Origin of the sequence: Arthrobacter sp. OAP107 (genome assembly GCF_040546765.1) — a bacterium.
Classification (GTDB): Bacteria; Actinomycetota; Actinomycetes; order Actinomycetales; family Micrococcaceae; genus Arthrobacter.
In genome coordinates, this window is sequence record NZ_JBEPOK010000001.1 from 2,363,310 (window position 1) to 2,385,519 (window position 22,210).

Genomic DNA, 22,210 nt, shown 5'->3' on the forward strand with positions numbered 1-22,210 from the left:
TTTCCCGTACTTACCCTAACCAAGTTTCCGGGCGCGGGCTAAGTTTCGAGCACTTCACCCGTGGTCATGTTGATCGCCGGAACGGCGTCCCCCGTGTCGCCGCCGGCTCCGCCCGGACTGAAGTGCGTGACGATGGCAGCGGCCAGCGCCGGCCCGACCCCCTTGGCAGCCGTCAGTTCCTCCGCCGATGCCGCCTTGATCTTCTTGACGGAGCCAAAGTGGGTGAGCAGCGCCTTCCGCTTGGAATCGCCCAGGCCGGGCACGCCGTCGAGGGCAGAGACGGTCATCGCCTTGCCGCGCTTTTGCCGGTGGAACGAGATGGCGAAACGGTGGGCCTCGTCACGGATGCGCTGCAGCATGTAGAGGCCCTGGGAGGAGCGGGGCAGGATGACCGGGAAGTCGCTGTCCGGCAGCCACACTTCCTCGAGGCGCTTGGCGAGCCCGACCACGTAGACGTCGTCGATGCCCAGCGATTCGAGGGCCCGGGCGGCCGCGTTGACCTGGGGCTTGCCGCCGTCCACCACCACGAGGTTGGGCGGGTACGCGAATTTTGCGCGCGGTGCGGGCGTGGTGGTGTCGGACAGTGCGGCGTCGAGGGCGGCGACGGCCGCCTTGTTGGTCCCGTTGGTCCCGTTGGTTCCGTTGGCGGCCGCCGCGTTGGCGCCGGCCGCCGGCGTCGCGACGAGTTCGGCGGCCTCGACCTGGGCTGTCTTGTCCACGAGGTAGTGGCGGAAGCGGCGGGTCAGGACGTCGTGCATCGCGGCGGTATCGTCCGTTGCCGCAGCCCCGGTGATGGAGAACTTCCGGTAGTCCGACTTCTTCGGCAGCCCGTCCTCCACCACCACCATGGAGGCCACCACGTTGGTGCCCTGGACATGTGAGACGTCGTAGCATTCGATGCGCAGCAGCGGGACGGGTAGTTCCAGTGCCTCCTGCAGTTCCTGGAGCGCCTGCGAGCGGACGGTCAGGTCACCGGCCCGGCGGGTCTTGTGCAGCCGGAGCGCGTGCTCGGCGTTCTCGCGGACCGTGGACATGAGGGCGGCTTTGTCGCCGCGCTGCGGCACGCGGATGTCCACCTTGGTCCCGCGGATGCCGGCGAGCCAGACGGCGAGGTCCTGCGCGTTGCTCGGCTCGACAGGAACGAGGACCTCACGGGGAAGCCTGCCCTGGACCTCGGCGTCCTCGCCGTAGACCTGCTGGAGGAGGTGCTCGACGAGGTCGGGAGTGGTGAAGTCCTCCACCTTTTCGACCACCCAGCCTCGCTGGCCGCGGACCCGTCCGCCCCGGACGTGGAACACCTGGACGGCCGCTTCGAGCTCGTCCTCGTGCAGGGCGAAAACGTCGGCGTCGGTGTCCTCGGCGAGCACCACGGCGTTCCGCTCGAAGACCTTCCGGAGGGCGGTGATGTCGTCGCGCAGCCGGGCGGCGCGTTCGTAGTCAAGGACGGCGACGGCAGCGCCCATCTCCTTTTCGAGCCGCGAAATGAAGCGCTTCGCCTCGCCTCCCATGAAGGCGCAGAAGTCCTCGGCGAGGGCGCGGTGTTCCTCGGGGGTGACCCGGCCGACGCAGGGCGCCGAGCATTTGTCGATGTAGCCCAGCAGGCAGGGCCGGCCGCTGGCCTGGGCACGCTTTAGCACGCCGGGGCTGCAGCTGCGCACGGGGAAGACGCGCAGCAGGGTGTCCATGGTTTCCCGGATGGCACCGGCCGTATAGGGCCCGAAGTACCGGGTGCCCTTCCGCCGCTCGCCGCGCATGACCTGCACGCGGGGCAGCTTCTCGCCCATGGTGACGGCAAGGTACGGGTAGGTCTTGTCGTCCCGGAAAACCACGTTGAACCGCGGCTTGAATTCCTTGATCCAGGTGTATTCCAGCTGCAAGGATTCCAGCTCGCTGCCCACCACGGTCCACTCGACGCTGCTGGCCGCGTACACCATGGCGTGGGTCTTGGGCAGCAGCCCCGCGGGGTTCGCGAAGTACGAGTTCAGGCGCGACCGGAGGTTCTTGGCCTTGCCGACGTAAATGACCCGCCCATGGGGATCCCTGAACCTGTAAACACCCGGATTGGTTGGAATTTCACCCGTCTGGGGTCGATAACTCGATGGATCTGCCACGTTTCCAGTCTACTGAGCTGAGGGGATGCGGATTGCCGCCGCGGACAGCCGGTCTACTCGATGACCTTGCTCTGGTTGTAGCTCGTGGAGCGCTGCTGGCCGCTGAGCTCGGCGATGGCGTCCATGATCTTGTCGGTCACCTGGCGCCGGGCGGGAAGCGAATGGTCCGGGCCGGTCTTGTCGAAGTAGATCGGCTCCCCCACCTTCATGGTGAAGTGCTGGGGCTTAACGGCGTTGCGGCCCGCGGGCTGCAGCTTCTCGGTGCCGATCAGTCCCACCGGAATCACCGGCGCACCCGTGGTGAGGGCCAGCCAGCCGACGCCGGTCCGGCCGCGGTACAGGATTCCGTCGCGGGAGCGGGTGCCCTCCGGGTAGATGCCGATTCCCCTGCCGTCCTCGAGGATGTCCAGGAGTGTCTTGAGGGCCTGCACGCTCGCGGCCTGCTCGCCGCGCTCGACCGGAATGGAGCCCACGGCGGTGAAGAAGGACTTCATCACGCGGCCCTTGAAGCCCTTGGTGGTGAAGTACTCCGCCTTGGCAAAGAACGCGACGGGCCGGGGCATGAGCGCCTGGACGATCACGCTGTCCAGAAAGGAGAGGTGGTTGGGCGCCACAATGAACGGCCCGCTCTTGGGCACATTCTCCAGTCCGATAACGGTCGGCCGGCAACTGCCGGAGATGAGGGTCCGCGTGGTCCAGCGGACGCCGTCAAACAGCTCCATCGTTGCGCACCTCGCTCAGGGCCGTGGAACGGACGCTTTCCAGCTCGTCCACCTTGTTGCGGAGGCCGTCGGCGTCATCCACCACCGCCACGGCCCCGGCCGCCTCCAGCTCGCCGTCGGGCGCGAAGCCCCAACTGACTCCGATGCAGTCGAGACCGTTGGCCAGGGCACCGGCCACATCCTGGGCACGGTCTCCCACCATCATGGCGTGCTGCGTACCGAGGGCCGTCATGGCCGCGGCAATGATGCCGGCCTTTCCGACCGGACCGGCGGCGGCCGCGGCCTCGTCTGCGGCTGACCCCCTGATGGCGAGGAACTGGCGGGCGATCTTGTGGTGCTCAAGAACAATGTGGGCAAGGGCTTCCGGCTTTTGCGTCGCAACCGCCACGGGCCGCCCCGCCTCCACGTACTCGTCCAGCAGCTCGACGATGCCCGGGTACAGGCGGCTTTGGGCGATGCCAACGTCGAGGTAATGCATCCGGTAGGTGCGGATGACCGCCTCCAGCATGGCCGGGGGTACAGCCGCGACCTTCAGCAGGGAATCGCTCAGCTTGGGTCCCACCATCGCATCGAGGAGCTCCTGGCTGGGGACGGGGAGGCCATGTTCCCGAAGGGCGGTGGCTATGCCGTCCGTTATTCCACCGGCCGGATCGACAAGAGTGCCGTCCAAGTCGAAGATCACGGGCACTGTTGTTGAAGTCACCGGCTTAGTTTCTCACGATGGCACGCCTGCTCAAACTCGTATGCCGTCGGAGGAATACTTCCGCCACTTATGTGGAGTTTTTGTCCGCCGTACTGGCGGGGGCTCCTAGCCGAGGATCTCGGCGAGGAACTTCGCCGTGTGGCTTTCCGAGGACTTGGAGACTTGCTCGGGGGTGCCGGTGGCGACGATGCGTCCGCCGCCGGAGCCGCCGTCGGGGCCGAGGTCCACGATCCAGTCGGCGCTCTTGATGACGTCGAGGTTGTGCTCGATGGTGATGACGGTGTTGCCCTTCTCCACGAGTCCCTGCAGCACCATGAGCAGCTTCCGGATGTCCTCGAAGTGCAGCCCGGTGGTGGGCTCGTCCAGGACGTAGACGCTGCGCCCGTTGGACCGCTTCTGGAGTTCGGCCGCGAGCTTGACGCGCTGCGCCTCGCCGCCGGACAGCGTGGTGGCGGGCTGGCCGAGCCGGACGTAGCCGAGGCCGACGTCCACGAGTGTCTTGAGGTGGCGTGCAATCGGGGAGAATGCGGCGAAGAACTCGGCACCCTCCTCGATGGGCATGTTCAGCACGTCGGCGATGGTCTTGCCCTTGTAGTGCACCTCGAGGGTCTCGCGGTTGTACCGCGCACCGTGGCAGACCTCGCACGGCACGTAGACGTCCGGCAGGAAGTTCATCTCGATCTTGAGCGTGCCGTCACCGGAGCAGGCTTCACAGCGGCCGCCCTTAACGTTGAAGGAGAAACGTCCTGGGAGGTAACCGCGGACCTTGGCCTCCGTGGTCTCCGCGAAGAGCTTCCGGATGTGGTCGAACACGCCCGTATACGTGGCCGGGTTGGAGCGCGGCGTGCGGCCGATCGGGCTCTGGTCCACGTGCACCACCTTGTCCAGGTGTTCGAGGCCCTGGATGGTGCGGTGGCGGCCGGCCACCTGCTTGGCGCCGTTGAGCTTGTTGGCCAGTACCTTGTACAGGATCTCGTTGACCAGGGTGGACTTGCCGGAGCCGCTGACGCCGGTCACCGCGGTGAACAGTCCCAGCGGGAAAGCGGCATCAACGTTGACGAGGTTGTTCTCGCGGGCGCCGACCACCTTCAGTTCGCGCTTCTTGTCGTATTTGCGCCGCTTCTTTGGGGACGTCGATGCTCTTCCTGCCGGAGAGGTAGTCGCCGGTGAGGGACTCCGTGTTCGCCAGGAGTTCCTTGTAGGACCCGGAATGGACCACCTGCCCGCCGTGCTCGCCGGCTCCCGGGCCGATGTCCACGATCCAGTCGGCCTCGTGGATGGTGTCCTCGTCGTGTTCGACCACGATGAGCGTGTTGCCCAGGTCCCGCAGCCTGGTCAGGGTCTCGATGAGGCGCCGGTTGTCCCGCTGGTGCAGCCCGATGGAGGGCTCGTCCAGGACATAGAGGACACCCACGAGCCCCGAGCCGATCTGGGTGGCCAGCCTGATGCGTTGGGCTTCGCCGCCGGAAAGGGTGCCGGAGGGGCGTTCCAGGTTCAGGTACTCCAGGCCGACGTCCAGCAGGAAGGTCAGGCGGGCCTGGATCTCCTTGAGGACCTGATGGGCGATCTGCGCCTCACGGCCGGTCAGCACGAGGTTGTCCAGGAATGCTGCGCATTCCCGCATGGGGAGACGCGCGACGTCGGCAATGGACTTGCCATTGATGAGAACCGAGAGCGACGCCGGGTTCAGCCGCGCGCCGTCGCAGGCGGCGCAGGGAATCTGCCGCATGTATTCCTCGTAGCGGTCCCGGGCGTAGTCAGACTCGGTTTCGGTGTGCTTGCGGTGCACGTACTGCACCACGCCTTCGAAGCCGGTGCTGTACTTCCGCTCCCGGCCGAACCGGTTGCGGTACTGCACCACGACCTTGTGGTCCTTGCCGTGCAGGACAGTCTGCCGGATGTTTGACGGGAGGTCCTGCCACGGCGTGGTCATGGAGAACCCGAGCTCCTTGGCGAGCCCGGCAAGCAGCCGGTTCCAGTACTCGGTGGTGGCGGTGCCGAGGGACCACGGCGCGATGGCTCCGTCCTCCAGTGCCAGCTCCGGGTTGGGAATGATCAGTTCCTCATCGACTTCCAGCCGGGTGCCGATGCCGCTGCACGCCGAGCAGGCACCGAACGGGTTGTTGAACGAGAAGGACCGGGGCTCGATTTCGTCGATGGCCAGCGGGTGCTCGTTGGGGCAGGCAAGGTTTTCCGAGAAGGCACGGGTACGGTGGGGGTCGTCGGACTCGAGGTCGACGAAGTCAGCCAGGACGCGCCCCTCGGCGAGGCCGAGCGCCGTCTCGATGGAGTCAGTCAGCCGCTGCCGGATGCCTTCCTTGACCACGAGCCGGTCCACCACCACCTCGATGGTGTGCTTGAACTGCTTGCCCAGCTTGGGCGGATCGCTCAGCTGGACCAGGTCGCCGTCCACCCGGGCGCGGGAATAGCCCTTCGCCGTCAGCTCCTTGAAGAGGTCGACGAATTCACCCTTGCGCCCGCGCACCACCGGCGCGAGGATCTGGAAACGGGTGCCGTCCTCCAGCTCGAGCAGCTGGTCCACGATCTGCTGCGGGGTCTGCTTGATGACCGGTTCGCCGCAGACGGGACAGTGCGGACGGCCCACGCGCGCCCACAGCAGACGCATGTAGTCGTAGATTTCCGTGATGGTCCCCACGGTGGAACGGGGGTTCTTGCTGGTGGACTTCTGGTCGATCGAGACCGCGGGCGACAGGCCCTCGATGAAGTCGACGTCGGGCTTGTCCACCTGCCCCAGGAACTGCCTGGCGTAGGCGGAGAGCGATTCGACGTAGCGGCGCTGGCCTTCGGCGAAGATGGTGTCGAAGGCCAGGGACGACTTTCCGGAGCCGGACAACCCCGTGAAGACGATCATGGCGTCGCGCGGCAGGTCGAGGTCGACGTTGCGGAGGTTGTGCTCGCGGGCGCCCTTGACCACCAGCCGGGACAGGTCCGGGCGCGCCGGTTTGGCGGGGCTCAGGGGGACGACGGCGGAGGGGGCAACAGCGGTTTCTTCAGCTACGGCTTTAGGCACCCACTAATGCTAGTCGAAAACTTCTTCGAATATCCACGCGGGTGTGCTACGACACTGCCGTTACTCGGCGTCGTAGGCGGCCGCCAGCAGGTGGACCGCCTGGGCGAAGGTTGCACCCTGCGATTTGGCGGCTGCGGCATAGTCGGCTGCGGCCTCGGACAAAGCGCCCCAGCGCTCGTCCCGGGCGCAGACCACCGTGCCGTTGCGGCCCTTGGTGGCGACGACGCCCGCGGCCTCCAGCTCCTTGTACGCCCTCGCCACGGTGTGGGGTGCGACGCCCAGGGTTTCGGCGAGGGCCCGCACCGCAGGCAGCCGCGTGCCCGGGGCAAGTTTTCCCTTGTCGGCCTGCTCGATCACGTGGAGACGCAGCTGCTCAAAGAGGGCCACGGAGCTGCCGGTGTTCGGCTTCCACTGTCCTGGGAAGGCATCGCCGGCGGTCACAGGCCGGACTCCCGGTAGCGGTGCTGGCCGGCGGCGTGCCTGCCGTGGTGCCGGCGGATAGAGCCGAGTTCGCGGTCCACCCCGCGGAACTGGGCCTCATACAGGTGCCGGTAATGCCCGTCCACGGACAGCAGGCTGGTGTGCGTCCCCTGTTCAACAATGCGTCCGTGATCCATGACGAGAATTAGATCAGCGTCGCGCACCGTGGACAACCTGTGGGCAATGATGAAGCTCGTCCTGCCCTTCCTCAGCCGGTTCATCGCAAGCTTGATCTGCACCTCGGTCCGGGTATCCACGGAGCTTGTTGCCTCGTCCAGGATCAAGACGCTGCGGTCGGCGAGGCGGGCCCGGGCGATGGTGATCAGTTGCCTTTGGCCCTGGCTCAGCGAATCGCCGTCGTCTCCCAGGACCGTGGCGTAACCGGCGGGCAGCGACCGCACAAAGTGGTCCACGTGGCTGGCCTCGGCGGCTGCCAGGACCCGGTCATCATCGGCGCCCGGCCAGCCGTATTCGATGTTGTCGCGGACCGTTCCGCTGAACAGCCAGACATCCTGCATGACCACGGCGAAATTGGACCGCAGGGAGTCCACAGGCACAGTGGCAATGTCCGTGCCGTCAATCGTGATGCGGCCCGAATCAGGTTCATAGAAGCGCATCAGGAGGTTCACCACGGTGGTCTTGCCGGCACCCGTGTGGCCGACGATGGCCACGGTCTGGCCCGGCAGGACCGAGAAGGACAGCCCGCTGACGGCCGGCGACCCCGGCGTGTAGGCGAAGGTGACGTCCTCGAAGTCAATCCGGCCGCGCAGGTTTTCCTGGCCGGCAGGGGCAGCCTGCTGGCGGGGGATCTCCGGCTCGTCAAGCAGCTCGAAGACCCGCTCCGCCGAGGCCACACAGGACTGCATCAGGGTGAGCATGCCGCCGATCTGCCCCATGGGCTGGGTGAACAGGCGGCTGAACTGGATGAACGCCTGGATCCCGCCGATCGTCATGGCCCCGGCTGCCACCTGCAGGGCGCCCACGACGGCCACCGCCACGTAGTTGATGTTGGCGACGAAGACCATCAGCGGCTGCACCGCTCCGGAAACAAACTGGGCGCGTGCGCTGGTGCGGGCCAGCCGGTCATTGCCGCGGCCGAAGATGCCCGACGCCGTGTCCTGCTGCCCGAACGCCTTGATGACCTCATGTCCGGTGATGAATTCCTCGATGTGGGCGTTCAGCTCCCCGGTGGAGGCCCACTGGGCGGCGAAGTAGGTCTGGGCCTGCCGGGCCATGTACACGGTTATCAGCGTGGAGATGGGAACGGACACCAGGGCGATGGCCGCCAGCAGCGGCGAGATCCACAGCATCATGGCCAGGGAACCGCACAGCATCAGAACGGACATGATCAGCTGCGTAAGCAGCTGGTTGAGGGCCTGGGAGATGTTGTCAACGTCGTTGGTGGCCCGGCTGAGGACATCGCCCCGGGCCTGCTCGTGGAAGTGCGTCGACGGCAGCCGGTGCAGTTTGTCCTCGACGGCGGCACGGAGGCCGAAGACCAGCCGCTGCACCGCCTGGGCGGTCAGGGCGCCCTGGACCCAGTTGAAGACGGAAGTGCCGACGTACATCAGGGACACCACACCGAGCAGCATGGCGAGTTTGCCGGCGTCGAACCTGCCGTGCATGAAACCGTCAACGACGACATCTGTGGCGTCACCGAGGAGCTTGGGAGCGGCCACATTGAGGGCGGCGAAGCCGCAGGTTGCTGCGACGGCCAGGGCCATCCTGCCCTTGGACGGACGCAGCAGGCCCAGCAGGCGTTTGGCCGCCGGCAGGAAACTGCCGGTGGTCCGTATGGCCGCGTGCGTGCCCTTCACGACGGACCGCTGCTCACGGCTGCTCATCCAGGGCCAGCTGGGACTCGGCGATCTCCCGGTACGTGGGAGACGATCCCAGCAGCTCGGCATGGGTTCCCTGGGCCACCAACCGGCCTTCCTCCAGCACCAGGATCCGGTCCGCACCCATGATGGTGGGAATGCGTTCGGCCACCATCAGCACGGTGGCTGCCTGCAACACGGGCGCCAGCGCCTGCCGGACGGCGGCCTCGGTGGCGTAGTCCAGAGCGGAAAAACTGTCATCGAAGAGGTACAGATCCGCGGCGCGGAGCATGGCACGGGCGATGCAGAGGCGCTGCCGCTGCCCGCCGGAAAGCCCGGCGCCGCCCTGGGCGACGGGCGCCTGCAGGCCGTCCGGGAGCTTACGGACGAAGTCCTCGGCCTGCGCCAGCTGCAGGGCCCGCCACAGTTCGTCCTCGGTGGCCTCCGGCGCGCCCATCCGCAGGTTGCCCGCCACCGTTCCGGAGAACAGGTAGGAGTGCTGCGGCACCACGGAAATCCGTTGCCTCAGCCGCTCGGCGGGCAGGCCCCGGACGTCGGCTCCGCCGAGCCGGACCTCACCGGAGGTGGCGTTCAGGAACCGCGGCAGGAGATTCAGCAGCGTGGTCTTGCCGCTGCCGGTGGCCCCGATGATGGCCGTGGTGGTGCCGGGGCGGGCAGAAAACGAGATGTCGGCCAGGACCGGGGATTCCGCCCCGGGGTAGGCGAACCAGACGTGGCTGAACTCCACTCCCCCGCCGTCCCGGCTCGCAGAAGCAGCGGCGGCGGGCCGTGTCCTCACCGGTGGCCCCCCGGCATGCCCTGCTCCGGCGGACCCTGCCGCAGCAGGTCCGGCCACGGCCGGCGTCACGTCCAGCACGTCCTGGATCCGTTCCGCGCAGACGGCCGCGCGAGGTGCGGTGCTGAATACGTACATGGCCATCATGATGGCCAGCAGGATCTGCAGGATGTAGGCGATGAAGGCGGTCAGGGCGCCCACCTCCATCGCACCGCTGCTGATCAGGTGCCCGCCGAACCAGACCACCGCCACGGAGGAGAGGTTCACCACGATCATGATCATCGGCAGCATGCCGGCCACCAGAAGGGCCGATAGGAGGTTGTTCCGGGTCAGCCGCCGGTTGGCTTCCGCGAAGCGGGCAATCTCGTGCCGCTGCCGGACGAAGCCGCGGATGACGTTGGCGCCGATGATCTGCTCGCGGAGGATCCGGGTGATGCCGTCGATGAGGGCCTGTCCCTGCCGGTAGAGCGGGATGAGGCGCCGCACGATCAGGTACATGATGAGGACAAGCACGGGGACGATGACGATCACGACGGAGGACAGGGCCGCATTCTGCTGGACGGCCAGGATGATTCCGCCGATGCCCATGACAGGTGCCGCGGCAAGCATGGTGAAGACCAGGACGGCAAAGGTCTGGATTTGCTGGACGTCGTTGGTGGCCCTGGTGACGAGGCTGGGGGTGCCGAAGATGCCGATCTCCTGCGACGACATCGCCTGCACCTGGTCGAACAGCTCCCGCCGCAGCCGGTGGCCGATCTTCATGGCGACACCGGCGCCGAGGTACCCGGCGCCCAGGGCGGCTGCGGCCTGCACTGCCGTGATGATCAGCATCCAGCCCCCAAGCCCCAGGATCACTGGGGGCTGGTTGGCTAGGATGCCGTCGTCGATGATGCTGGCATTCAGAGTGGGCAGCAGCAGATTTCCCGCCGTCTGCAGCACCTGCAGCAGGATGATCGCCCAGACCGCGGCCCGGTGCTCGCCGAGGAGGCGGAGCAATAAGCGAATCAGCACCGCGCCTCCTCCATTGCCAAGGCGTACGGGAGCCCGGGCAGGCCCCCAATAACCGCTTGGCCATTGTAAGCCAGATCACATGGGTCCGCGCGGGGCATTACCCGCGCGGCGGGTGCAGCGGCCTTAAAGCTTGCGGGCCACCGCGAAGATCCTGCGGAACGGGTACACCGTGCCGTGCGCCGTGGCCGGATAGGCGTCGGCCAGCCGGGCGCCGTAGTCGGCCTCGAACGCGGCGGCGTCCTCCGGCGGCAGCGCGGCCAGCACCGGCCGAAGGCCGGCGCCGCGCACCCAGTCCAGCACCGGATTATCGCCGGAAAGCACCTGCTGGTAGGTGGTTTCCCACGCGTCCGCCGCGCACCCGGCGTCGAGCATTATCTCCAGGTACCGTGCGGGCGCGGCAACCGCCTCATCGTGGCGCAGCACGCCGGCGAGCTTGCCGGCCCACCTGGGCGACTCGGCGACGTCGCGCATCAGCGTGTGGGACGCGGAGGTGAAGTTGCCCGGCACCTGCAGGGCGAACCACGCGCCCGGCTTCAGCGCCCCCAGCCAGCCAGCCAGCAGTTCGGGGTGCCCCGGGACCCACTGCAGTGCCGCGTTGGTCACCACCACATCGGTGTCCGGGGACGGCTGCCAGGAGGCGATGTCACCGAGGCTGAACTCCAGCCCCGGCGCGGACTGCCGGTGCCGTTCGGCGGTGGCCAGCATCTCGGCGGAGGAGTCCAGGCCCACCACCCGCGCGTCAGGCCAACGCGTCGCGAGGGTGGCGGTCAGGTCCCCGGGGCCGCAGCCCAGGTCCACCACCTCCCGCGGGGCGTCGGCGAGGACGAGGCCCGTCAGGTCAAAAAACGGACGCTGCCGGTAGTCACCAAACTGGACGTATCTGGCGGGATCCCACACATGGCCTCCGGTTGCCTGTTGACGATTTGTGCTGGCAGAGCGAGCCTAGCGCCGGGCCGGCGCGAAAACGTTGAGGGACGCGCTGGCACTAAGCTGGAAGGCAATGAAACTCGTTGAACAGCTCCCCGCCCCGTCCGCACGGATCGCCACCGGAGCCGGCGCGGACCCGGACACGCTGTACGAGCGCTTCGTGGACTGGACCGAAAGCCGTGGCCTGCAGCTTTACCCGGCCCAGGACGAGGCGATCATGGAGCTGGCTTCCGGCGCGAATGTGATCCTGGCGACGCCCACCGGATCGGGCAAGTCCCTCGTTGCCATTGCCGCCCACTTCCAGGCGATGGCCCGCGGCGAACGTAGCTACTACACCGCGCCCATCAAGGCCCTGGTGTCCGAAAAGTTCTTTGCCCTCTGCGAGATTTTCGGTGCGGAGAACGTGGGCATGATCACCGGCGACTCCGGGGTGAACCAGGACGCGCCGATCATCTGCTGCACCGCAGAGATCCTGGCCAATACCGCCCTGCGCGAAGGCTCGGCGGCCGAGCTGGGCTCCGTCATCATGGACGAGTTCCATTTCTACTCCGATCCCCAGCGCGGCTGGGCGTGGCAGGTTCCCCTGCTGGAACTTCCGCAGGCACAGTTCCTCCTGATGTCCGCCACGCTGGGCGACGTCAGCCGCTTCGAAGCCGGCATGACCGAACTCACGGGACGGCCCACCACCACCGTCAGCTCGGCTGAGCGCCCCATTCCGCTGCACTATTACTACCGCGAGACGCCGGTCCACGAGACCCTTGAAGAGCTGCTGGGCACCAGGGAGGTGCCGGTCTACGTAGTGCATTTCAGCCAGGCGGAGGCGATCGAGCGCGCCCAGACGCTCATGAGCATCAACGTGTGCACGCGCGAAGAAAAGGACAAAATCGCTGAGCTGATCGCGAACTTCCGCTTTGCGGCAGGCTTCGGCAAGACGCTGAACCGGCTGGTCCGGCACGGCATCGGCGTCCACCATGCGGGCATGCTGCCCAAATACCGCCGGCTCGTGGAGCAGCTGGCCCAGGCCGGCCTGCTCAAGGTCATCTGCGGCACGGACACGCTGGGCGTGGGAATCAACGTGCCCATCCGCACCGTCGTGCTCACCGCACTGAGCAAGTACGACGGCGTACGCACCCGCCTGCTCAACTCCCGTGAGTTCCACCAGATTGCCGGCCGGGCCGGCCGGGCAGGGTACGACACAGCCGGCACCGTGGTGGTGCAGGCGCCCGAACACGTGGTGGAGAACGTCAAGGCGATGGCCAAGGCCACCGCGAAGTTCGGCGACGACCAGCGGAAGCTGCGCCAGGTGGTGAAGAAAAAGCCGCCGGAGGGGTTCGTGTCCTGGGGCCAGCCCACCTACAACCGCCTGGTGGAATCCGTGCCGGAGCCGCTGAACTCCAGCTTCACCGTGACCCATGCGATGCTCATGAACCTCATGGAGCGTCCAGGCGACCCGTTCGCCGCGGCCCGGCGTCTCCTCACGGAGAACCACGAAAGCCGGCCTTCCCAGCTGCGGTTGATGAAGAAGGCGCTGGGGATCTACCGGGAGCTGCTCGCGGCCGAGGTTGTGGAGCGCATCCCGGCGGCGGAGCAGGGGGCGGACGGCCGCACGGTTCGCCTGACCGTCCACCTGCAGCCGAACTTCGCACTCAACCAGCCGCTGTCCCCGTTCGCCCTGGCCGCGCTGGACCTGATGGATCCGGAATCCCCGTCCTACGCCGTCGATGTGGTCTCCGTCATTGAGGCCACGCTGGAGAAGCCGCGGCAGATCCTGTCTGCGCAGCAGAAGAAGGCGCGCGGCGAGGCCGTGGCCGCCATGAAGGCGGACGGCATCGAGTATGAGCAGCGGATGGCCATGCTCGACGAGGTCACCTATCCCCAGCCGCTCGCGGAAATCCTGGGCGAGGCGTTCGAGGTGTACCGGAAGGCTGCGCCGTGGGTGGGCGACTTTGAACTGGCCCCCAAGTCGGTGATCCGGGACATGTACGAACGCGCGATGAACTTCGGCGAGTTCGTGCAGTTCTACGGCCTTGCCCGCTCCGAGGGCATCGTGCTGCGGTACCTGGCGGACGGCTTCAAAGCGCTACGCCAGACGGTGCCGCAGGATGCGCTGCGGGAGGACCTCGAGGACCTGATCGCCTGGCTCGGCGAACTGGTGCGGCAGGTGGACTCGAGCCTGCTGGATGAGTGGGAGGAACTGACCTCCGGGGCCGCCCCGACGCCGCACGACGCGCCGCCTCCCCCGCCGCCGTCGCTCACGTCCAACATCCGGGCGTTCCGGGTCATGGTCCGGAACGAGATGTTCCGGCGCGTGGAGCTTTTTGCCGACGAGGACGCCGCTGCACTCGGAGAGCTCGACGGTGACGCCGGCTGGGATGCGGACCGCTGGGAAGACGTCCTGGACGACTACTTCGACGAGCACGACGACATCGGCACCGGCCCTGACGCCCGCGGCCCCGGACTGCTCATCATCACCGAAGAACCCGGCGTATGGAAGGTCCGGCAGATCTTCGACGACCCGGCGGGCAACCACGACTGGGGGATTTCCGCGGAGGTGGATCTGGCCGCCTCGGACGGGACCGGTACGGCAGTAGTCCGGGTGACCGGGGTGAACAGGCTCTAGCGGACAGTCTGGGGGCCGTACGATTTAGCCGGCCTGGCCCTTGCTGACCATTCAGGCTATTCGCCAAACTGAACCTCCGTGTGCCTTACCAAACAGCGGATGTCGTAAACGGACTTCGAGGGGAGTACATCAAAAGTCTCAGGACCAAGCTTGCCCGGTCGGAGGAGAACCGCTCCCCGGTGTCGGGGTCGAGCCACGGTGCAGGGTCCGGGTCGCCGGTCAGCTCCAGGACCGGCAGGGGCAGGGTGGGCGGCTGCCCGTCAAAAACAGGGAACAGGTCCGGCCTGGCGGCCGGGTCATGGTAGACCCGCCGCTTCCGTTCCCGCGTAATTTCGTACGGGCTGTGGCAGGTGTAGCCTGCCCAGTGCACAGGGCCCGGGCAGGGATCAGGGCCCGGCCGGGCATTTTGGCTTGTATCCGTGTGCGGAATTGGCTGGGTCAGGGGTGCTTGAGCTACCGGGTCCGGGTCCTGAAACGGCGGGGCGGACTTGACGTATTCCACCCACTGCCCGTTGACCTCAACGTAGAGCAGGTTCTGCTCGCCGCCCAGAAAATAGATGGTGACGTCCGCCTGTACATTCGCGGCGGGATCCGTCTGCACTGCGGGTGGCATGCTGCTGCCCGTCGTTATCTCATGCATCTGGCTGACCACGGTCGGTACCGGTTCCTTATGCTTGGCGGTGGCGGTACTCAGGAACGGGCGGGTTCCGGCGATGGAAGTTGCCAATTCCATGGGTCTGTCGTTTCCATCACCGTGACACGGCCCAGCAGTGCCGCCGCCTCAGCCTCGGCGGTGGTGCCCGAACCGAGGTAGCGCTCGATGCTGACGGGGCAATGGCCAAGCGCGCCGCCCTGTCCCCGGCGGCGGAAGTTGATGACCTGGCCGGTTCTGCCGCACCCGCAGGTGCCGGTTTCGACGTCGCCCATATCGTCGGTGAGGAGGAAACCGGGGTAGCTTGTGCTGAGGGCGTCCAGTATGGCGATGGTGCCGGTCTCCCCCGGGGCGAGCTCCTTGCCGCCCTGGCCAGGGTCCCGGATGGAGATGTAGCACCACGGCGGAACGTGCTTGCGATGCAGGTGGCATTCGACAGCGAGCATGTTCGACTCGATCATCCCGTACATGTCGCGCACGTTCTCCTCGCGCACGCCGAGCAAGTCGTGGCACCGCTGCCGAAAGCCTTCATCAGGGATGGCCTCGGCCGTGTGCCGTTTCCAGCCGCCGAGAGTGATGATCATGCTGTACGGGTCCATGCGCACATTGATCTCTTCCCGCTCAAGGAACCGGAGGAGCCGGCCGATGAGGAATGGCGGACTGACGATGTGGCGTGTCATGTGGCCCTTCCACCGGCGCAGGTGCTCCAGCGCCTCACCGGCGTCAAACGCCTCGTCGGCGACGAGATATGTGTGGTGGTCGAAGACGCTGTTCAGGAGGTTCAAGTCCTTGAGCAGTCCCATCTCGGAGGCTTCGGGGTCCGACGGGTTCAAGAAAAGTCCCGCGCCTCCGGACAGGCTGAAGAACTCCCGGTAGGTCCCGGTCAGGCCGACCAGCGCCCGGGTCAATGTCTCGCTGTTGCGGGGGGCGACGGACTGGACACCGCGGGTTCCGCTGGAGCGGGTTTCGGTCTCGACGTCGGCCAGGGAGCAGGTGAGCAGCACCTGGGCGTCGGGACGCTTGAACATGGCGACCGGCAACAGAGGGAGGTCTTGCAGGTCCCTGATGTCATTGATCGCGGCGGGATCGACTCCCAACGCGTCACATTGGGCACGGTAGAAGCCGTTTCCGGCTTGGTGGTAGATCGCGGCGTCCCGCACGACGTCGGTGACCGACCGTGCCCAGCCATCAGGCGACTGGACGTGCGCTTTGGACACATCCCCCAGCATCTGCAGTAACGAGAGCATTGTGTCACTCCTCATTGAGTGCGAATTGATGCCCGGATGGGCACGAATTGATGGGACTGGATTGGCAGCACGCGCGCGCTGGCAGCCTAGTCATCGGTGGTCTTGGGATTGCTCCTCATTGCGTCATCTCTTCCTTCCTTGCGCCAGCGGGCGGTCACCTTCGGAGTCTCCGTTACAGGGGAACCCTTCCGAATGCCTGCCGTACGTCATCCAGCCGGTCGGCCACTGCGACCCTGCCCCGGCTCGGGGAGCCCGCCGCCTTGATCTCGCGGCCGGTGACCAGCACGACGACGGTCTCATTGCGGTTCACCAACCCCTCACGCAGAGCACTCCGCAAGCCCGCCAGCGACGCGGCGCCGGCCGGCTCCGCACCGACCCCCGCCGTCGAGGCCAGCAAACCGACGGCGTCCATGAGCTCAGAATCGCTCACCGCGACCATCGCGCCGCCGCTGGAACGTACCGCCTGGAGCACCGCATCGCCGACGGCGGGCCGCAAGACGGCGATCCCGTCGGCCACCGTGGACCCCGGGTCCAGTTCGTCGGGTGCTGGATCGGTTCCCTGCCAGGCGCGCACCAGCGGTTGGCAGGCCCGGGCCTGCACACCGACCAGGCGGGGCTTACTGGCGGCAACTCCACACGCGACCAACTCGGCGAAGCCCTTCTCGAGCGCGGCGAGAGTGGGACCGTCCCCCACCGGAGCGACCATCACGTCCGGCATCCGGCGGCCAAGCTGCTCCCAGATCTCCAGCGCCACGGTCTTCTTGGCCTCGGTCGTCAGCGGATTCACTCCGGTGTTCCGGTCCACCCAGCCGAACTCCTCGACCGCTGCGCGCGAAAGGTCGACGGCGGCCGCGTAGCCATCAGGCACCTGGAACACCCATGCCCCGGCCTGAGTCATCAGTGCGAGTTTGTCCTCCTGACAATCGATCGATACGAAGATCGCTGCCCGCATTCCCGCAGCTGCCGCCCCGAACGCCGTCGCAACTGCGGCGTTGCCCGTCGAAGCCGTCGTGATGGTATCCAGGCCGCGCCGCAACCCGTCCTCAATCACCAGCGCCGTAGCCCGGTCTTTGTTTGACGCCGTCGGGCCCCGGGTCTCATCCTTGATCCACAGGGACGGTGTCCCCAAGGCGACTCTTAGCGCTGGGGCCGGAAGCAGCGGCGTGCCTCCGATGGGCAGGGGGTAACGCACTGGCCCGTCGGACATGGGCAGGAGGTGGCGGTACCGCCACATCGTAAATGGTCCAGGCCCCTCTTCCGGAACCAAACCGGGACCATAGTCGTACTGCAGCCACTCGCACCCGGCGGTACGTACTGAGCCTGTCACTCTGCCCATGCCGGATACGCCTCCTCCCGCGTGTCCGAGCTTTCCACGTTAGCCATACCGACGCAGCTCCGAGAAGAAGCCGTCGATTACGCCGAGCTGGCCGCTGCGGGCAAGTTCGTCGTAGATGTATTTGCCTACTGCCAGGTCGAGCACGCCCAGGCCGAACGGGGAGAACACGATGGGGCGGTCGTCGGCGGGTGAGACCTTGCCTTCCATGACGTCGGCCAGGGTGCCGTCCACGAAGTCCCTGTTGCCGGCCATCTGCTCCACGAGGTGGGCCGACGTTTCGGCTTTCAGGCAGTGGTCGACGTCGTCGAGGATGTTGGTTGAGGCCAGCAGGATTTCCGGGGCGAGGTCGCGCAGGGACACGTGAAGTACCAGCGGGTTGTGATCGAACCACGCCACTTCGTGCACGTGTGGCTGGCCCGCTATGGTGGCGAATACGACGAGGTCGCTGTTTCGTATCAGCTGTTCGGGGCCGTTGTGCACTGTCACCCGGGCTGGCGTGCCGCTGCGTTCAAGGTAGCCCTTGAATCCCTCTGCACTTTCACCTGAGAGGTCGAACACTCCGATGTCGTCGAAGGTCCAGCCGGTTGCGTCCAGGAAGGTGTGGATGTAGCGGGCAATGAGGCCGACCCCGAAGAACCCGATGCTCCGTGGGCGTCTGCGGCCGCGGCTGAGCCAGTCGGCGGCTGCGGCGGCCGATGCAGCCGTCCTGGAGGCGCTGATGATGGAGCTCTCCATGCAGGCGAAGGGGTAGCCTGTGGCCGGGTCGTTGAGGATCAACACTGCGGAGGCGCGGGGTATCCCTGACGCCACGTTGTCCGGGAAGCTGGAGACCCATTTGATGCCGTCGACTCCTATGTCACCTCCAATCGAGGCGGGCAGGGCGATGATGCGAGCGGTGGGCCGGTCCGGGAAGCGCAGGAAGTAGGACGGGGGGTTTACCGAGTCGCCGGCCGCGTGCGTGCGGTAGGTCTGCTCGACCAGCTCGACGAGCTGCTTCTCGCGGCCGCTGAGTACTTCCTGTACCTGTGCCCCGGGAATGACCGCGAACGGCGGGACCGTCTTCGGCTCTGCGGTCGCTGTGACTGGGGAAGTGGCAAATTCTGTCATCGTGCACCGTCCTGGGCGTGGGTGTCGAGATCGAATACGTTGCGCGGTTCGGCCATGCCGACCAGCACCTCCCGCGGCCCCTCATAGGCTTCCCGGCTGTGGGCCATGCGGATGTTGTCGACCAGCATGAGATCCCCTGTCTCCCAGGGGGTGCGGAGGGTGTGGGTCTCGTAGGTATCGTTCAGGAGGGCGATGATGTCCTCGCCGATCGGTTCGCCGTTGCCGAAGCGGGTGTTGAACGGCAGCCCGTCCGGGCCGTAGACGTCCACGAGGTACTCCCGCACTTCGGGAGCGATCGTCCATTCGCTCAGGAAGGCGATCTGGTTGAACCAGCAGCGTTGGCCGGTCAGGGGGTGTCGGATTAGGGCGGGGCGCCGTTGCCGGGTGCGGAGCTCTCCGTCGGGTTGCCACTGGAACTCAATGGCGTGGGTGTGGCAGTACTCCTCGACGCCGGCGCGGTCGGCCACCCCGAACGCTTCCTCGTAGGAGGCACCGATGTCCTCGTTGAAGCTGCGGGCGAGCAGCCATCCCTCGCTTTCGAACCGCTCGACGATGTTCGGGGGCAGGGCATTGAGCACGGCGCGGGAGTCGGCCACGCCGGTTACGCCACCGGCGCTGGGTGCGTGGAGGCAGGCGAAGAGCATCAGGCCGGGGAACTCGAGCGCGTAGCTGAGCTCGTGGTGCATGCACATGGGCTGGTTAGCGGGCCATTTCAGGGACGAGTAGACGCCGTCGAGGTAGGGTTGCCGTGCGGCGAAGGCCTCCCGGTCCGGCATGAGCCCGTCCGGGGCCAGCCGGTGAAAGACATCGGCGACTTCGGCTGGATCCCGGAGGGCGAGACCGCGTACCAGCACGGCGCCGTGCTCCGCTACCGCCGTGCGCAGGGATTCCTGGTGCTGTTCGGCCCACTGGACGGGGTTGTGGCCGTCCGCGACGGTGAGCATTGGTGGCTGGCCGGCTTGGCGTTCCAGGTCGAACTGGAGTCTGGGTGAAGGCGACGGCATCAGAGGTCCTTTCGTTTCACGGGTAGCGGGTGGGGGCGGCCGACAGGTCTTCCCACCGGGGCCATGGAGTCGGGCCCGGCGGCGGCTGGTGCCGGACGGGGTGCGGGCGGAACGGCAGTGTCTGCCGGGGAAGCGGCCTCGAGCAGGGCTGCCAGGTCCGACAGGACGGGCGTCTGCATGATGTCCTTGATCGACACTGCGCGCTTGAGCAGGACGGCGAGTTTCACTGCGGACAGCGAGGTCCCACCCAGCGCAAAGAAGGAGTCCTGTCCGCCGATCCTGGCCGCTGGCAGTCCGAGCACGCTCGCCCAGGCCCCGGCGAGCCGCTGCTCGGCGGCTGAGAGGGCTTCGGTGGCGGACAGGGCGTCAGTGACGTTGCCGGCCTCGGGAACGATGTCCTGCGCCGTACTGGCCAGGGACTTCCGGTCGATCTTCCCGTTGCCGGTCAGAGGCAGGCTCTCCTGCCACCGGTACGAGGACGGGACCATGTACTCCGGTACCTGCGAGGCGATCTGCTTGCGCAACTCGGCGATCTCGAGTGGCCGCCTGCCCGAGTAGAAGGCCACGAGGAACTTGGCCTGATCGGCGCCCTCACCGACGACGACGGCGCCGTCGCGCACTCCGGGCACGCGAAGCAGGGCATTCTCGATCTCTCCGATTTCGATCCGGAATCCCCTGATCTTCACCTGGTTGTCGCGCCGTCCCAGGAAATCGAGCTTTCCGTCCGGCATCCACCGGCCATAATCACCGGTACGGCAGATGCGCTCACCGGCACGGTTCGGATCGGGGCCGAACATCGCGGCGGTCCGCTCTGCATCGTTGACGTACCCGCGGCCCACGCACACGCCGGAGAACACAATCAGCCCAGGCGCGCCGAGCGGTACCGGGCTGCCGAACTCGTCGACCACGTCAACGTGTACATTGTTGATCGGTCTTCCGAGGGGCACCCGTGGCCCTGCCGGGGCCCGGTCCATGATCTCGTGGACCGCGTCGTCCGACGTCTCGGTGAGCCCATACGTGTTCACGACCGGAACATCAGGGTAGAGCGCGAACCAGCGCTGGACGAGCTCCTTCTTCAGGAAGTCCCCGGTGGGGCACACGCAGTGCAGGTCCGGCAGCTTCCGCGGGTTTTGCTCCAGGTAAGACACGATGACCTCAAGGTATGACGGAACAACCTGGATCACGCCCGCCCGCCCGTCCACGACCGTGTCAACGAACCGCTCGGCGTCAAGGATCGCGTCCTGGTCCACGAACAGGGTCCGCCCGCCAACGAGCAGGGCCGCCACCAGCTGCCACACCGAGATGTCGAAGCATTGTGGACCGGTTTGGGGGATGACTTCGCCTTCGCGCACTCCGAGGTCCTCGATTTTGGCATACATGTGGTTCAGCATCCCGGCGTGCTCGCACATCACGCCCTTCGGCTGCCCGGTGGACCCGGACGTGAACAGGATGTACGCGAGCTGGTCCGGGGCAACGACCACGCCGAGATTCCCCTCGGCGTGGTCCTCGGCGGCGAGGTCCTCGATGAAGAGCTCCTCCACCTCGGGCAGGGCGGCAAGCGCTTGGTCGAGCGTGGCGGTACTGGCGCGCTCTGTAATGACCAGTGGTGACTCCGCCCGCGATATGGCCGTGGCCATGCGCTCGGGTGGGAAGTGCGGCTCAAGCGGCAGGTACGCCAGCCCGGCTTTCCAGATCGCCAGAACGGTCACCATCCAATCCAAATTGCGTTCCATCACCACGGTGACCACCGCCTCTTGGTCGAGTCCCCGAGCCTGCAGCGCCCTGCCCAGCCGGTTCGCCCGGGCGTTCAGCTCGCGGTAGGTCAGACGGCTTTCGCCGTGAATGGCAGCGACAGCTTCCGGACCGGACTCGGTCCGCTGCTCGAAGATCTCGTGCACCCGCAGATCCGGGAGCTCACGCTTGGGGCCCGCCAACTCCTCCAATTGCAGACGCAGTTCCTCAGGGGCGAGCAGACACACGCGAGCATGCTCTTCGTCGGGGTCCGCCGCGATCGCTTTCAAAGCAGCCACGTGGTAGCCGGCAATGCGCGCCGCGGCGGCAGCGTCAAGAGCATCGGTCCGATACCGCAGCCGCAACCGGGAACCGGTGATGCCTTGGGATATGGCCACCTGCAGAACCGTGTCCTCGGCCAGCTCCCGCAGGGCGTCCCGCGGGTCGAGCACGGTCTCAAAGAGCGGGCGGCTCAGATTCAGTTCCTGGCAAAGGCCGTCGAGGCGATCCCCGTACCCGCCGGCCTCAAGGTGCTGGCGGCACTCCCGCTCCCGGCGGCCCGCTTCTGTCAGGAGCGCCCGCCAGGACGTCGGTTCGGTCGTCAACCGGCACGGCACCGGCTGGCGCCCGGGAACCGCTGCATACCCGATGATGACCTCCCGCTCCCCTGCCAACACGGCGACCACTTTGGCGTGGGCGGCCAGCAGCAGAACGTCCGGGGTCGTCCCAAGGCCGTCCACCAGGCGACTCAGGGTCCCCATCAGATCATGGGGGATGTTCTCGTGGTGCTCGTCCAGTCCGGGATGGGGATCCGGGGTCCACCGCGGGAGGGCAGTGCGCCCGCCTCCAGCGAGCATGGCCCGCCAGAAGTCACGCTGCTCATCACTCAGCACAACCATACTTTGGTCTCCTCGA

At 66.8% G+C, this 22,210-nt stretch carries 14 protein-coding genes and 1 pseudogene; 1 reads left to right on the forward strand and 14 read right to left on the reverse strand.

Annotation, left to right across the window (positions count from 1 at the left end; all coding sequences use genetic code 11):
* Positions 1 to 38: 38 nt before the first annotated feature.
* The 8 genes and pseudogenes from uvrC to ABIE00_RS11110 all read right to left on the reverse strand — a co-directional run bounded on the left by uvrC (position 39) and on the right by ABIE00_RS11110 (position 11,568).
* Complete coding sequence (uvrC, locus tag ABIE00_RS11075) at positions 39 to 2,111, reverse strand: excinuclease ABC subunit UvrC (protein ID WP_354260171.1); 2,073 nt, start codon at positions 2,109 to 2,111, stop codon at positions 39 to 41.
* A 53-nt stretch (positions 2,112 to 2,164) separates the two neighbouring features.
* Complete coding sequence (locus tag ABIE00_RS11080) at positions 2,165 to 2,833, reverse strand: lysophospholipid acyltransferase family protein (RefSeq protein ID WP_331571340.1); 669 nt, start codon at positions 2,831 to 2,833, stop codon at positions 2,165 to 2,167.
* The gene (locus ABIE00_RS11085) at positions 2,820 to 3,536 is read right to left on the reverse strand and encodes an HAD hydrolase-like protein (RefSeq protein ID WP_354260173.1); all 717 of its coding nucleotides are present in this window, start codon (positions 3,534 to 3,536) and stop codon (positions 2,820 to 2,822) included. Before ABIE00_RS11085 ends, ABIE00_RS11080 begins: the two co-directional genes overlap by 14 nt.
* A 105-nt stretch (positions 3,537 to 3,641) precedes the next feature.
* Positions 3,642 to 6,567 (reverse strand): annotated as a pseudogene (gene uvrA, locus ABIE00_RS11090) (excinuclease ABC subunit UvrA).
* 60 nt (positions 6,568 to 6,627) lie between these two features.
* A complete protein-coding gene (locus ABIE00_RS11095) occupies positions 6,628 to 7,008 on the reverse strand; it encodes a GntR family transcriptional regulator (RefSeq protein WP_354260175.1) in 381 nt (126 codons plus the stop codon).
* Positions 7,005 to 8,891, reverse strand: coding sequence for an ABC transporter ATP-binding protein (locus ABIE00_RS11100; protein WP_502914212.1), 1,887 nt, complete (start codon positions 8,889 to 8,891; stop codon positions 7,005 to 7,007). Before ABIE00_RS11100 ends, ABIE00_RS11095 begins: the two co-directional genes overlap by 4 nt.
* Positions 8,878 to 10,671, reverse strand: a complete 1,794-nt coding sequence (locus ABIE00_RS11105; RefSeq protein ID WP_354260177.1) for an ABC transporter ATP-binding protein — start codon at positions 10,669 to 10,671, stop codon at positions 8,878 to 8,880. Before ABIE00_RS11105 ends, ABIE00_RS11100 begins: the two co-directional genes overlap by 14 nt.
* Positions 10,672 to 10,794: 123 nt before the next feature.
* Positions 10,795 to 11,568, reverse strand: coding sequence for a trans-aconitate 2-methyltransferase (locus ABIE00_RS11110; protein WP_354260179.1), 774 nt, complete (start codon positions 11,566 to 11,568; stop codon positions 10,795 to 10,797).
* A gap of 103 nt (positions 11,569 to 11,671) precedes the next feature.
* On the opposite strand from ABIE00_RS11110, the gene ABIE00_RS11115 reads away from it, so the two are divergent.
* The gene (locus ABIE00_RS11115; protein WP_354260181.1) at positions 11,672 to 14,218 is read left to right on the forward strand and encodes a DEAD/DEAH box helicase; all 2,547 of its coding nucleotides are present in this window, start codon (positions 11,672 to 11,674) and stop codon (positions 14,216 to 14,218) included.
* Positions 14,219 to 14,303: 85 nt separating this feature from the next.
* Here the strand turns inward: ABIE00_RS11115 and ABIE00_RS11120 are convergent, their stop codons facing one another.
* The 6 genes from ABIE00_RS11120 to ABIE00_RS11145 all read right to left on the reverse strand — a co-directional run bounded on the left by ABIE00_RS11120 (position 14,304) and on the right by ABIE00_RS11145 (position 22,194).
* Positions 14,304 to 14,951 carry a hypothetical protein gene (locus ABIE00_RS11120; protein WP_354260183.1) on the reverse strand — a complete coding sequence of 216 codons (648 nt, stop codon included), beginning with the start codon at positions 14,949 to 14,951 and terminating at the stop codon, positions 14,304 to 14,306.
* On the reverse strand, positions 14,909 to 16,117 hold the full coding sequence (locus ABIE00_RS11125) for a LuxE/PaaK family acyltransferase (RefSeq protein WP_354260185.1): 1,209 nt from the start codon (positions 16,115 to 16,117) through the stop codon (positions 14,909 to 14,911). Before ABIE00_RS11125 ends, ABIE00_RS11120 begins: the two co-directional genes overlap by 43 nt.
* Before the next feature lie 172 nt (positions 16,118 to 16,289).
* Positions 16,290 to 17,453 carry a threonine synthase gene (locus tag ABIE00_RS11130; protein ID WP_354260187.1) on the reverse strand — a complete coding sequence of 388 codons (1,164 nt, stop codon included), beginning with the start codon at positions 17,451 to 17,453 and terminating at the stop codon, positions 16,290 to 16,292.
* Positions 17,454 to 17,492: 39 nt separating this feature from the next.
* Entirely contained in the window at positions 17,493 to 18,560 is a 1,068-nt protein-coding gene (sbnB, locus tag ABIE00_RS11135) for a 2,3-diaminopropionate biosynthesis protein SbnB (RefSeq protein ID WP_354260189.1), read from the reverse strand.
* Positions 18,557 to 19,564 carry a TauD/TfdA family dioxygenase gene (locus tag ABIE00_RS11140; RefSeq protein WP_354260191.1) on the reverse strand — a complete coding sequence of 336 codons (1,008 nt, stop codon included), beginning with the start codon at positions 19,562 to 19,564 and terminating at the stop codon, positions 18,557 to 18,559. Before ABIE00_RS11140 ends, sbnB begins: the two co-directional genes overlap by 4 nt.
* The gene (locus tag ABIE00_RS11145; protein WP_354260193.1) at positions 19,564 to 22,194 is read right to left on the reverse strand and encodes a non-ribosomal peptide synthetase; all 2,631 of its coding nucleotides are present in this window, start codon (positions 22,192 to 22,194) and stop codon (positions 19,564 to 19,566) included. Before ABIE00_RS11145 ends, ABIE00_RS11140 begins: the two co-directional genes overlap by 1 nt.
* Between the last annotated feature and the right edge of the window lie 16 nt (positions 22,195 to 22,210).

What these genes read in the sequence shown, in the direction of transcription:
- ABIE00_RS11080 (WP_331571340.1), bottom strand. Translation starts at nt 2,833, where the DNA reads ATGGAGCTGTTTGACGGCGTCCGCTGGACCACGCGGACCCTCATCTCC.
- ABIE00_RS11100 (WP_502914212.1), bottom strand. Translation starts at nt 8,891, where the DNA reads ATGAGCAGCCGTGAGCAGCGGTCCGTCGTGAAGGGCACGCACGCGGCC.
- ABIE00_RS11115 (WP_354260181.1), top strand. Translation starts at nt 11,672, where the DNA reads ATGAAACTCGTTGAACAGCTCCCCGCCCCGTCCGCACGGATCGCCACC.
- ABIE00_RS11120 (WP_354260183.1), bottom strand. Translation starts at nt 14,951, where the DNA reads ATGGAATTGGCAACTTCCATCGCCGGAACCCGCCCGTTCCTGAGTACC.
- ABIE00_RS11125 (WP_354260185.1), bottom strand. Translation starts at nt 16,117, where the DNA reads ATGCTCTCGTTACTGCAGATGCTGGGGGATGTGTCCAAAGCGCACGTC.
- ABIE00_RS11130 (WP_354260187.1), bottom strand. Translation starts at nt 17,453, where the DNA reads ATGGGCAGAGTGACAGGCTCAGTACGTACCGCCGGGTGCGAGTGGCTG.
- sbnB (WP_354260189.1), bottom strand. Translation starts at nt 18,560, where the DNA reads ATGACAGAATTTGCCACTTCCCCAGTCACAGCGACCGCAGAGCCGAAG.
- ABIE00_RS11140 (WP_354260191.1), bottom strand. Translation starts at nt 19,564, where the DNA reads ATGCCGTCGCCTTCACCCAGACTCCAGTTCGACCTGGAACGCCAAGCC.
- ABIE00_RS11145 (WP_354260193.1), bottom strand. Translation starts at nt 22,194, where the DNA reads ATGGTTGTGCTGAGTGATGAGCAGCGTGACTTCTGGCGGGCCATGCTC.